Origin of the sequence: Bifidobacterium moraviense (assembly GCF_012932365.1) — a bacterium.
Taxonomy (GTDB): domain Bacteria; phylum Actinomycetota; class Actinomycetes; order Actinomycetales; family Bifidobacteriaceae; genus Bifidobacterium; species Bifidobacterium moraviense.
In genome coordinates this window covers 1-12,991 of record NZ_JAAIIH010000013.1, presented here as the reverse complement: position 1 = coordinate 12,991, position 12,991 = coordinate 1, and the positions used below count along the sequence as shown (strand labels likewise).

General features: G+C 68.2%; 8 protein-coding genes. 2 read left to right on the top strand and 6 right to left on the bottom strand.

What is annotated here, in order from left to right; translation table 11 throughout:
* Position 1: 1 nt before the first annotated feature.
* From G1C96_RS07775 to G1C96_RS07755, 5 genes are all read right to left on the bottom strand, one after another.
* Positions 2 to 1,051, bottom strand: coding sequence for an AAA family ATPase (locus G1C96_RS07775; protein WP_240945165.1), 1,050 nt, complete (start codon positions 1,049 to 1,051; stop codon positions 2 to 4).
* A gap of 235 nt (positions 1,052 to 1,286) precedes the next feature.
* Entirely contained in the window at positions 1,287 to 1,580 is a 294-nt protein-coding gene (gene groES / locus G1C96_RS07770) for a co-chaperone GroES (protein WP_169276025.1), read from the bottom strand.
* Positions 1,581 to 1,797: 217 nt separating this feature from the next.
* Positions 1,798 to 2,859: a hypothetical protein gene (locus tag G1C96_RS07765; protein ID WP_169276024.1), complete on the bottom strand. Its 1,062-nt coding sequence runs from the start codon at positions 2,857 to 2,859 to the stop codon at positions 1,798 to 1,800.
* An 886-nt stretch (positions 2,860 to 3,745) separates the two neighbouring features.
* Positions 3,746 to 4,399 (bottom strand): GNAT family N-acetyltransferase, encoded by a 654-nt coding sequence (locus G1C96_RS07760; protein ID WP_417852181.1) that lies wholly within the window; start codon positions 4,397 to 4,399, stop codon positions 3,746 to 3,748.
* A gap of 44 nt (positions 4,400 to 4,443) precedes the next feature.
* Positions 4,444 to 5,463 (bottom strand): LacI family DNA-binding transcriptional regulator, encoded by a 1,020-nt coding sequence (locus tag G1C96_RS07755; protein ID WP_169276023.1) that lies wholly within the window; start codon positions 5,461 to 5,463, stop codon positions 4,444 to 4,446.
* A 275-nt stretch (positions 5,464 to 5,738) separates the two neighbouring features.
* Here G1C96_RS07755 and G1C96_RS07750 point away from each other — a divergent pair, with 275 nt between their 5' ends.
* Positions 5,739 to 8,072, top strand: a complete 2,334-nt coding sequence (locus tag G1C96_RS07750; protein ID WP_169276022.1) for a glycoside hydrolase family 2 protein — start codon at positions 5,739 to 5,741, stop codon at positions 8,070 to 8,072.
* 471 nt (positions 8,073 to 8,543) lie between these two features.
* Entirely contained in the window at positions 8,544 to 10,004 is a 1,461-nt protein-coding gene (locus G1C96_RS07745) for an MFS transporter (protein WP_169276021.1), read from the top strand.
* Between the two features lie 920 nt (positions 10,005 to 10,924).
* On the opposite strand, the gene G1C96_RS07740 is transcribed toward G1C96_RS07745, so the two are convergent.
* Positions 10,925 to 12,208: an ATP-binding protein gene (locus tag G1C96_RS07740; RefSeq protein ID WP_169276020.1), complete on the bottom strand. Its 1,284-nt coding sequence runs from the start codon at positions 12,206 to 12,208 to the stop codon at positions 10,925 to 10,927.
* Positions 12,209 to 12,991: the final 783 nt, after the last annotated feature.

Here is a 12,991-nt window from a genome sequence, read left to right as displayed (position 1 = left end):
GTCAGTCTCCGTTCACGTGCGGCACCGGCACGTGCTCGAGCACGTCGGCGATCACGGCCCTGCCGCCCGCCGAGTCGCCCGTGCCGAACGCGGTGTCCGGCAGCACCAGACGATGCGCCAGCACCGGGGAGGCCAGCGTCCTCACGTCGTCCGGCAGCACGAATCCACGCCCGGCCACCAGCGCGCGTGCCTTGGCCATGGCCGCCAGGAACAGGCTGGCTCGCGGCGAGGCACCGTAGCGCACGTCGTCGCGCCGGCGAGTGGCGGTGGTGATGGCCACGATGTACGAGGCCACCGGGTCGCTCAGGTGCACCAGATCGGCGGCGGCGCGCACGCCGCGGATGTCGTCGGTGGAGCACACGGGCCTGAGCCGGTCGAGCGGACGCTTGGAGTAGGCGCTGGTGAGCGTGGCGATCTCCGCGTACGCGCTGGGGTAGCCGAGCGACGTGCAGGTCATGAAGCGGTCGATCTGCGCCTCCGGCAGCGGGAACGTGCCCTCCAGCTCGATGGGGTTCTGCGTGGCGATCACCACGTACGGGTCCGGCAGCCGGTACGTGACGCCGTCCACGCTCACCTGCCCCTCGGCCATGGCCTCGAGCATGGCGGACTGGGTCTTGGGGTTGGCGCGGTTGATCTCGTCGGCGATGACGATGTTGGCGAACAGCGGGCCGGGATGGAAGTCGAACTCGTGCGTGGACTGGTTGTAGACGCTCACGCCGGTCAGGTCGCTAGGCAGCATGTCCGGCGTGAACTGCACGCGGTGCACGTCGCCGCGGATCACCGTACCCAGGGCGCGCGCCAGCGTGGTCTTGCCCACGCCGGGCAGATCCTCCAGCAGCAGATGCCCGCCGGCCACCAGCGTGGTGACGGCCAGTTCGATGGGCTCGCGCCCGCAGGAGAGCGTCCCGTCCAGCGCGTTGATGACGGCGTTGACGGTGCGCGCGGCGTCCTGCACGCTCGGCACGGACGGCGCGGGCGACGCGGACGGCGCCGTCGATGCGGCGCCGGAAACGGATGCGGATACGGTTCGGTCGGGCTGCTCGGACATCATCGTTCTCCCCCTGTAGGCCTGAGCCCAGTGTACCGCCCGCCCACGTCGCGCACCCCGGACGCCGCGGTCGTCTTCTCCACGGGCGTAGCGCGCGCCGCACGACGCGCGCGGCACGTCGCCCGGCGCACATACGCGACATACATACGCGACGACCCCGGCGCCTCCCACAGGAGACGACCGGGGTCGTACGCAACGCTCTTCGCGCGATCAGCCGAACCGAATCAGCCGAACCGAATCAGCCGAGGATGGCGAGCACGTCGCGGGCGCCGACGATCAGGTAGTCCTCGCCCTGGTAGTGCACCTCGGTGCCGCCGTACTTGGAGTACAGGACCTTGTCGCCCACCTTGACGTCCATCGGGATGCGCTCGCCCTTGTCGTCGCGGCGGCCCGGGCCCACGGCCAGGACCTCGCCCTGCTGCGGCTTCTCCTTGGCGTTGTCCGGGATGTACAGGCCGGAAGCGGTCTGGGTCTCGGCAGCGGCCTGCTTGATGATGATCTTGTCTTCCAACGGCGTAAGTGCGATGGACACTGTGTGCCTCCTCATGCAACAGAAAACCAATAGTTCCCGCGCCAAGGCCTGGGCTAAGAGGCTGACGATCACTTGAGCCGAACCCTCACGCGCTACGGTTCATGGTAGCGCGAATTTAGCACTCTGCCAACTCGAGTGCTAACGCTGTGGGAGAAACGCGCGGGGCGGCGTGCGACGCTCCTCGCGGGGCGCAATGCGATGCGCTCCGCGATGCGGCTCAGTGCCCGCGGCGCGCGATGACCGCGTCCACGTCCACGCCGAGCGACTCGGCGGACACCTCCGGCGCCTCCACCTCCACCGGCTCCGCGGCGGAGGCGGCGAGGGTGACGGACTCGGGGGCCTGCGCGGCGGACTGGGCGGACTGGGACTGGGCCTGAGTCTGCGGCTGCTGCTGCTCGGGCGGCACGGCCTTGGCGACCTGACGGGTGGACTTGATCTCCATGCTCTCCGGTTCGGCCTGCGCCACCGGCTTGCCGGAACGCGGCGCGCCGAGCGTGAAGGAGATGAGGTCCTGCGACGACGCCAGCTCGAACGCGTCCAGCACGTGCGAGGGCGAGATGCGCTGCAGCTCGTTGGTGGCGTCCGACGGCTCGGCGGCCACGGCGGCGGCCTGACGGGCCACGTCCGCGGCGTCGGCGGCGGGATCCGGCTCGGCGGACTGGGCGGACTGGGCGGACTGGGCGGACTGGGCGGGAGCGGCGGATGCGGGCTCGGCGGCGGCACGGGCGGCATCGGTCTTGGCGGCATCGGCCCGGGCGGCGGCGCGCTCGGCCTTGGCCACGGCCTGCTCGGCGCGTGCCTGATCGAGCACGGCGCGGATCTCGCTGGTCATCATCACGTCCGTGTCCGCACCGGCGGACGGCTTGGCGGCGGGCTGCGCCGCGGCGGCAGACTGTGCCGGCTTGGCGGACTTGACGGCCTTATTGGGCTTCGCGGCGGCGCTCACCGGACGCGCGGCCTTGCCCACGGTCTGCGGCAGGATCTGCGAGGCGCCGGCGCCGCGCTTGGCCACGGCGGCCACCTCGGCCTCCCACGCACGCGCCTGCGCGGAGGCGTGGGCGCCGAATCCGAGCACCGTGACCATCAGGACGAACGGGATCAGCGCGAACAGCGGGCTGAAGCGCAGCGTCAGGGCGAGGGCGAGCACCACGACGGTCGCCACGAACAGCGCGCACACCACGATGCGGCGACGACGGATCGCCGCCCTGCGCAGCTCGCGGACCCGCGCGATTCGCTGCGGAGTGAGCCTGGACGCCTTGCGCTGCTGTTCTGCCTGCATCAGTAAGCCTTTCGTAATGGGGGGTGTCGTGTCGTTGAATCGCGTGACGCCTGACTCGTCCACGAGGTGCAGCGAGGCCGAGAACCGATCCGACCGATGCTCGCTGGCCCGTTTCATGCCTTTGCGGGCCTTGCGCGGCGCCCAGACGAACATCAGCAGAGCGGCGATCGCGACCAGCACAACGCTGCTCAACGACTCGTAACCCATAGGGACAACCATAGCCGCGGACACGATAAATTACCCGCCGTTTCCCGACGCGTGTCGCCCCCGCCCGTCACATCGTCGCAACATTGCGATCAGCGACCACCGAAGCGTCACCCGCGCGCCCACAACATGGCCGATCACCGCAACGTTGCGGTAAACGACCACCGGGGAGTCATCCGAACCGCTCCAATTTGGTCGATCATCACAACGTTGCGGCCAACGACCATCAAGGCACCACCCGCACGCCCCCAACATGGTCGATCATCGCAACGTTGCGATCAGCGACCACCGAAGCGCTACCCACACACCTCCAACTTGGCCGAACATCGCAACATTGCGATCAGCGACCACCGAAGCACCATCCGAACCTTCCCAATTTGGTCGATCATTACAGCATTGCGGCCAACGACCACCGGGGAGTCATCCGAACCGCTCCAATTTGGCCGAACATCGCAACGTTGCGATCAGCGACCACCGAAGCACCATCCGAACCTTCCCAACATGGCCGATCATCACAGCATTGCGGCCAACGACCATCAAGGCACCACCCGCACGCTCCCAACATGGTCGATCATCGCAACATTGCGATCAGCGACCACCGAAGCGTCACCCGCACGCCCACAACATGGCCGATCACCGCAACGTTGCGATCAACGGACGCGGACGCGAGCGCGGGCGCCGGCTAGCGCAGGCGGGCGGTGAGGCTGCCGGGCTGGTCGGTGGACAGGAGGCTGTAGGTCTCGTGGTCGCGCCACTGCCCGCCGATGAACATGTACCGGCGGCGGATCCCCTCGTACGTGAGCCCCAGCTTGGCCACCACGCGCCGCGAACGCTCGTTCTCCGGCAGGATGGCGATCTCGATGCGGTGCAGGCGCGGACCGGTGGGATCGCGGAACGCCCAGTCGGCGAGCATCGCCACGGCGAGCGGCGCGAACCCGCGTCCGGCGCAGTCGCGCGCCACCCAGTAGCCGATCATCCCGGTGCGCAGCGACCCGTAGCTGATGGCGCCGATGGAGATCTGCCCCACGATGCGCATCTGGTATTCGATGAGGAACACGGCGCCGGTGCCGGCCTCCTCCCCCGCACGCAGCCGACGCACCCACTCGTTGAACGAGAGCAGCCTGCCGCTCATCGGGTCGCCGGACTCCCACGGCGCCAGCCAGTCGCGGTTGCCCCAGCGCACGTCGTTCCACTCCTGCTGGTCGTCCTCGGTGATGGGGCGCAGACTGATCTGCGCGAACCCCTGCGGCGCGTTCAGGCGCTCGGGCATCACGAACGCGCGCTCGCCTGCGGCATGGGTCTGGAAGATGCCTTTGATGGACTGGAACACGGACACGCCCACCATTGTGCCACCAGCCGCGCGCGGACGCGGGCACGCGCTCAGCGCACGGGTGCGGCGCCCAGGCTCGCGGCAGGCATGAACCGCGCCGTCTCCACCACGGGCGCGTCCACCGCGTCGCCCACGTGCAGCACGCGTTCGATGAGCCTCGCCGCGGCCAGCTCGCCCATGCGTTCGCGATCCACGCCCACCGTGGCGAGCCGCGGCGCGCTCATGCGGCCCTCCTGCGTGTCGTCGAAGCCGACCACCGAGACGTCGCCCGGCACGCGCACCCCGCGCGAGGCGAGCGCGCGCATGCACGCGCACGCGATGGCGTCGTTGTAGGCCACGAGCGCCGTGGCGGGACGCTCCAGGAAGCTGTCGATCACCGTGCCGTCCAGCAGGGCCGAGGCGTCCGTGCCGGCGCGACCGGAATCGTACGGACACTCCAGCCTGCGCAGTCGGATCCCCTCGCGCTGGCACGCGGTGAGCAGCCCCTGCCATCGCAGCCCGTTCTGCCACGACGACGTGCCGCCCGGCACGTACGCCACGGACCGGTGCCCCAGCCGCGCCAGCGCGCGCACCATCTCGTCGATGCTCGGACGGTCGTCGGCGATCACGGACCGCACGCCGCGCACCAGACGGTTGACCACCACCACCGGCCTGACGCCCGCGGCCCGGCGGATGGTGGTGTCCGGCACGCGCGGAGCCACGAGGATCAGCCCGTCCACGCGCCTGATCGCCCGGTCGATGAGCGCGCGCTCCACCTCGCCCGAGTCGCGCGTGGAGCTGATCGTGAGCACGAAGTCGCGCGCGTCGCACTGTCCCTGCATGCCGTGCAGATAGTCCGCGAAGATCGGATAGCGTAGGTCCGGCACCAGCGCGCCGATCTCCCCCACCAGCTGCACGTCGAGCGGATCGACGTCCACGGCACGCGCGCGGTAGCCGAGTTCGTCGGCGATGCGCCGCACCCGCTGCGCCGTCTCCAGCGTGACGCGCCCCGGCTGGCTGAGCGCGCGCGAGACCGTCGCCGCGGACACCCCGGCCGCAGCGGCCACGTCGCGTATCGTCACCTTCGCCATGCGCACCACTGTAGCCGCGGAGACGTCCGACGTCCGTCCTCCGTCGTGCCGCAGCACCGCCGTGCCGCAGCACCGCCGTGCCGCGGACACGCCACGCGATGGGACGCGATGGGCGCGATGGAAAACCCCTGAAACAAAACCGCGCCGCCGCCGCACCCGGTAGCCTGAGACCATCCGCACGGGATAACGGGAGACAGTGACGTTCCCGCCCCGCAGCGCCAGACCAGAAAAACCCGCGACCCGAGTCCACGAAGGATTCCGACGAAAGGAAGACCATGCGCACCATCACCACCCTGAGCGACGGCTGGCTGTTCACCAAGGACGAGCAGGACGGCGTGCCCGCCTACGCGCCGGGCGCCGGCTGGACCGAGGTCACCGTGCCGCACACCTGGAACAAATTCGACGGCCAGGACGGCGGCTCCGACTACCACCGCGGCGCCTGCTGGTACGTGCGCCGCCTGACCGTGGGCGAGCAGGCCCCCGGCACCCTCACCTACCTGCAGTTCCACGGCGCCGCCAACGTGGCCGAGGTGTACGTGAACGGCGTGAAGGCCACCGAGCACAAGGGCGGCTTCTCCACGTTCCGCACGGACGTGACCTCCATGCTCATCCCCGGCGAGAACGTGCTCGCCGTGCGCGTGAGCAACGAGGAGCGCTCCGACGTGTACCCGCAGATGGCCGACTTCACGTTCTACGGCGGCCTGTACCGCCCGGTGGAGCTGCTCACCGTGAACCCCACGCACTTCGACCTGGACTACTTCGTGGGCCCGGGCGTCACCGTGTCCTCCAAGCCGCACCTCGCGTCCGATGGCGGCGACGGCGCCGCGACCATCGACGCCCGCGCCTGGGTGGCGGGCGCGCAGGAGGGCGACATCGTGAACTTCCAGGTGCTCGACGAGGACGGCACGGAGGTGGCCGGCGCCGGCACCGTGGCCGCGGAGCGCGTGCGCGTGACGATCGAGCTGCCGGACGCGCACCTGTGGCAGGGCGTGGACGACCCGTACCTGTACACCGTGGTCGCCTCGATCATCCGCCACAATGAGGTGCTCGACGAGGTGGAGATCCACCACGGCGTGCGCGAGTTCCGCATGGACCCGCAGCAGGGCTTCTTCCTCAACGGCGTGCTCACCCCGCTGCGCGGCGTCTCGCGCCATCAGGACCGCCTCGGCAAGGGCAACGCGCTGAGCATGGACGACCACATCGAGGACGCCTACCTCATCAGGGAGCTCGGCGCCAACACCGTGCGTCTGGCGCACTACCAGCAGGCGCAGGAGTTCTACGACCTGTGCGACGTGCTGGGCCTGATCGTCTGGGCGGAGATCCCGTTCATCTCGCGCATGAACGAGGATCCGGCCGCACACCAGGACTGCCGCCAGCAGATGACCGAGCTCATCGTGCAGAGCTTCAACCACGCCTCGATCGTGACGTGGGGCATCTCCAACGAGATCCTCATCGGCGGGGACAGCCCGCAGCTCGTCGCGAACCTCAGGGATCTCAACGAGCTGTGCCACCAGCTCGACCCCACGCGCGTCACCACCATGGCGCAGGTCTCCAACACGCCCAAGGACTCCGAGCACAACCAGATCACCGACATCCTCAGCTACAACCACTACTTCGGCTGGTACGGCGGCAAGCTGGAGGACAACGAGGAGTGGCTGGACGAGTTCCACGCCATGCACCCGGACCGCGCCACCGGCATCTCGGAGTACGGCTGCGAGGGCATCATCAGCTACCACTCCGACAATCCGCAGTGCGGCGACTACTCCGAGGAGTACCAGGCGCTGTACCACGAGCACATGGCGCGGATCATCGAGGAGCGCCCGTGGCTGTGGGCCACGCACGTGTGGAACATGTTCGACTTCGGCTGCGATTCGCGCGACGAGGGCGGCGTGAAGGGCCGCAACAACAAGGGCCTCATGACCATCGACCGCGCGGTGAAGAAGGACTCGTTCTACGTCTACCAGGCCTACTGGTCCAAGGATCCGATGATCCACATCGCCTCCAAGCGCTACGCCCTGCGCGCCGCGGACACGATCAGCGTCAAGGTCTACTCCAACGCCGACTCCGTGGAGCTGCTCGTGGACGGCAAGCCGTTCGCGTCCCTCGCCGCGCACCGCGTGTTCGAGTTCAGGGACGTGCCGCTGCATGAGGGCGCGACCGTGATCGAGGCGCGCGCCACCGGCTCCGACGGCACTGCGCTGGCCGACTCCGCGACGTTCACCAAGGTGGCCGAGCCGTACGCGCCGTACACCTTCGTGGATCCGGACGGCGGCGCGGGCGTGGCCAACTGGTTCGACGACGTGAACCTGGACGCCGTGGACGAGGAGGCGCCGATCGACCCGACGAAGTACTCGGTGAATGACGTCATCAACGACGTGCTGGAGAACAAGGAGGCCTCTCGCATCCTCGCGAACGTGGCGTCCAGCCTTTCCGGCATGCGCCTCAAGGCCAGCATGTTCGGCATGATGGGCACCTCCACCGTCCAGGAGCTGTTCGCCAAGATGGGCGGCATGTCCGGCAAGCCGGTCGACCCGGACGAGATGGCCAAGCGCCTCGCGTACGCCAACGCCGAGCTGCAGAAGATCGCCAAGGCGGCCGACGCCGAGTAGTGCGCGGCGCGCGATGACGCGATCGCGCATACGCGACGGCGGTACGCGCGACGGATGCGCGTGACGAATGCGCGTGACGAATGCGCGATGGCCGTCACGCAACGGCCGCCCCGCATCGGATCCGCTCATTCCGTGACCTCACACGCATGGAATGAGCGGATCGGATGCCAATCAACCACACAATGAGCAGATCCGATGCCGGACAACCGATTTGAGCCCCCTCAGGCATCGGATCTGCTCATTCCATGATTCCGCGCGCACGGAATGAGCGGATCGGATGCGGCACACGGCAGACGGGCGCATCGCAGCGAACGAACGGGCCGTTGCGCGCCCGCGGCGGCAGCCGTCGCCGGGACGCAGCAACGCCGGACCGCCCCGGATGAAAACCCGTGAAACAAAATCGTGCGTGCGCACGCCCACGTACATTGGAACCAACCACAATGTTGCGGCTATTCGAAGGAGAGTAGAGAGATGACTTCCGCAGTGCAAACCCCCATCGAGTCCGGAAAGGGCGAGCAGGTCAAGCCGTTCGGCATGTCCGACAAGCTCGGCTACCTGTTCGGCGACTTCGGCAACGACTTCATGTTCACGTTCGCCAGCTCGTTCCTGCTGATCTTCTACACCAAGGTCATGGGCATCAACGGCGGCATCGTGGGCACCATGTTCCTCATCGCGCGCATCATTGACGCGTTCGCGGACGTGACCGTGGGCGTGGTAGTGGACAAGCTGCCCGCCGGCAAGGGCGGCAAGTACCGTCCGGTCATGATGAAGATGGCCCCGCCCGTCGTCATCTTCTCGTTCCTCATGTACCAGACGTTCGCCATCGGCTCCCCGATGTGGCTCAAGATCGTCTACATGTACGTCACGTACATCATCTGGGGTATCCTGTACTCCTGCGTGAACATCCCCTACAGCTCCATGGCGTCGCTGATCTCCGCCGAGCCGGAGGACCGCACGTCGCTGTCCACGTTCCGCACCGTGGGCTCCACCTGCGCCAGCCTGGTGATCGGCGTGGTGGCCCCGATCATCATCTACACCGCCGACGAGAACGGCAACCAGATCATCCGCGGCGGCGAGGGCACGCAGGTCTTCGCGTTCGTCTCCGGCGTGTTCGCGGTGCTCGCGATCCTGTGCTTCTTCGCCTGCTACAAGCTGTGCACCGAGCGCGTCAAGCCGGAGAACCACCACGTGGCCGGCGCCTCCGCAGCCGACGAGCGCAAGTCCACGCTGGGCATGATCGGCAACGCGCTGAAGAGCCGCTCCCTGTGGGGTCTGATCCTCATGTCCCTCTCCGCCACCATCGCCATGCTGTTCCTCATGCAGATGGTCAACTACATCTACGCCGACTACTTCGGCTCCGCGGCCATGATCTCCCTGACCGTGATGTGCGGCTCGCTGGCGATGCTCGCCTGCGCGCCCATCGCCAAGCCGCTCTCGCGCAGGATCGGCCACAAGGGCTGCGCCGTGCTCGGTCAGGCGTTCGCGTGCTGCATCGTGGCGCTGCTGTTCGTGCTGCACACCGACCAGCCGATCGTGTTCACCGTGGGCTACGTGCTCATCTTCCTGGGCGTGGGCCTGAGCAACATGGTCTGCTACGCCATGGCCACGGACACCATCGACGACATCGAGGTCACGCAGAACATGCGCGAGGACGCCACCGTGTACTCCGTGTACTCGTTCGGCCGCAAGGTGGGCCAGGCCATCGCGGGCTGGATCTCCGGCAACGCGCTCGCCTGGGTGGGCTACCAGTCCGGCGCCACCGCCGTGCAGACCGACGCCGTGCGCAACAACATCTACAACTTCAGCACCATGATCCCGGCCGTCACGCTGTTCATCGGCGTGCTGATCCTGATTTTCCTCTACCCGCTCAACAAGAAGCGCGTCGACTCCAACGTGGCCGTGCTCAAGGCGAAGCGCGCCGAGGCGAAGTAGGCCAAGGCGCAGTAGTCAAGGCGAGGCAAATCAATCCGTTCCTTTCCGTTCCGTTCCCCATTGGGCCGGTCGGTTCCGTCCGCGACGTTTTCCGCGGGCGGGCCGGCCGGCCTTTTGCGTGCGCGGCGCAGGGCGCGAGGCGCGGCGGGCGCGGGGCGCGAGGCGCGGCGGGCGCGGGGCGCGAGGCGCGGCGGGCGCGTGACGGGACGGGAGCGGGACGCGGAGCGGAGCGTGGGGCGCGGCGATGGCAAGGTGGTGCGCGACTGAGGTGCGGCACGCGATATGTGGGCGCGGCACGGGCGGTTCCGCGCTACACTGGAAGCGGATCGGCGACGACGGGATGCACGAGGTTCCGCATCCGGCCGGGTCCGCGCGACAGTGATGTCGTTCGGGGGTTGCCGATTCGATCATGCAGACGCGCCACGGGCGCATAACCGCGGTGCACACCGCATAGTCCTATAACCGCATGTCGGCCGTCCGAAGCGTCGCCATACGACGCGTGGGATACCCCGACGACTACAGACGTACCCCTGTACCCATCCGCCGAGCCGCAGACCTCCCCTTCAACAAGCGGCGCGGCGACCATAAGGCTCCCGACCGGCCGTCCCCTTCCGCCGGTTCGGGAGCCTTTCTTCATGCCTGCGCGGTCTCGCCACCGGCCCCGGGGACATCACGCCCTGCGTCGTCACGCGGAGCGCGGGGTGCGTCGCAGGGAGCGGACAGGACGTCACGCGGAGCGGACGCTCCTGGTGACGCAGGGGACAAAACCGCGGAATCAAGCCGATCTCAGGCATCGCGTCACGCGGAGCGAACGCTCCCCGTGACGGGCATGGCGCTCCCGGTGACGAACGAACGGGACGCCCAGTGACGAAAACACGCCGCGCAAGACCGACGCGGAGCGTCACGCATACCGTCCCGCGTCACCGTCCAATGCAGAACGCGGCGTAGAGCGGCACGCTGCGGGTGCCGTTGTCCGTGCCGAAGTTCTTGGGCGACAGACGCATCGCCGTCTCCGGGCCATACTTGCCGCGGTAGACCGCGAGGCTGCGCGAGCGCGTGTTGAGCGACGATTTGACCTCGATCGGCATACCGACCGTCATGTCCGCGGACTGCATGACGAAGTCGACCTCCGCGGTGTTGCCGCTCGTCCAGTAGCGCAGCGGCACGTCGTTCACGGTCAGCGCCTGCGCGACGGCGTTCTCCACGATGCCGCCCAGATCGAGACGGCCGCGGCGCCCCGGATCCAGCACCATGCCGGCGTCCAGCTCGCTGCGCGCCGCGAGCAGACCCGTGTCCGCCATGTAGATCTTGAACGCGGAGGCGTCCTCATGCACGGCCAGTGGCAGCTGACCGCTGGAGACGCAGGCGCAGCGGTCCACCAGCCCCGCCGCGAGCAGCCAGGATATGGCGGCGGCGTACGTCGAGGCGCGTCCCCCGCTGCGCACCAGCTTGTACTGGAACTTGTGGTTCTCCTTGGCGAGCTGGGCGGGGACGCTGTTCCACGTGTCGCGGATGCGCGCGGTCTCCGTAGGTGTGGCGTACTTGGCCATGTCGGCGACGTAGAGGTCGGCGATGGTGTTCTGGACGTCCCGCACCGCGGCGTAGTCGCCGTCCCGCGCGAACCGCGCCACGGCCTCCGGCATGCCGCCGACCATCAGGTACTGCCAGAACCGTTCCATCATCGCGTCATGGAGATAGCACGACTCCGCGCCTTCGTAGCATGAGCGGATCTCCGGAACCATGGCGCCGTCCCCTACGGCGTCGAGGAACTCGTCGAAGCCCATCGGATGCAGAGTGAGCGTCTCCACCTTGCCCACGGGCATGCTGAAGCCCAGCAGACTGCCGGCCGCGGCCACGTGCAGCTGCGGCATGTCCTCGCGGAAGTACTTCAGGGCGGCCAGCGCGCGATTGGACGCCTGGATCTCGTCGAGGATCAGCAGGGTGCGACCGGGGTCGATGCGTTGCCCCGAGACCTGTTCGAGGCGACGCACCAGCGTGGCCGCGTCGAGGTCCGCGTCGAACGCCCTGCGCGCGCGGTCGTCGCGTTCCAGATCGAACCGGACGCTGTTGTCGGGGAAGACGGTCCGTGCGAGTTCCGCAAGCAGATAGGTCTTGCCCGTCTGCCGCGCACCGTACAGCAGCAACGGCTTGCGGTCGCGCGATGCGGCCCATTCCTGCAGGCGGGCGAGTATGTTCCGGTGCATTCCTGGCCTCGATTCGGTTCCTGCGTGATGCGTTCGCTCGATGTGTCTGCCTGATGTGCCGTGCGACGCACCACGATCCTGTTATCTATGGAAAAATGGCATGAAGTGCATTTTTATGTAGATAAAAATGTATTGTAGCGCATTTTTCCATAGATAATGAGCTGCAGGACGTTGCGGGACAGGTTGAGCGGATCAGGGAAGGTGGGACGCGTCACGCGGAGCGGACGCTCCCGGTGACGCAGGGGACAAAAACCGCGGAATCAAGCCGATCCCAGGCATCGCGTCACGCGGAGCGGACGCTCCCCGTGACGGGCATGACGCTCCCGGTGACGAACGAACGGGACGCGGGACGGGCGGACCGCGTCGCGCACGGGCGGGGACGTCACGTGGGGCGTACGGAGCGTCACGCGGACCGGGCGTCACGCGGGCCGCGGAGTCCGAAAACGTTGAAACCAAACCGATTCCGGATGCCGCGGCCCATGCGACGCACGGTCCGTGTGACGGATGATCCGCGCAATGCACGGTCCGCGTGACGAGCATGGCGCTCCCGATGACGGGGCGGACGGGCCCGGATACGCGAAGGCCCGTCCCCATACGGCACAGGAACCACACGGGAACGGGCGAAGGACGGCCGCCGGACCGGCCCGCGAGAAGGACCGGTCCGGCGACCTCACGCGCGCGGCGTCACGACAGGTGACGGCCGGACGGGCGACGACGCCTCAGCACGCCACCCAGCAGCGCCAGCCCCGCACCCGCGGCCAGCACCGCCAGCACCGACGCGCC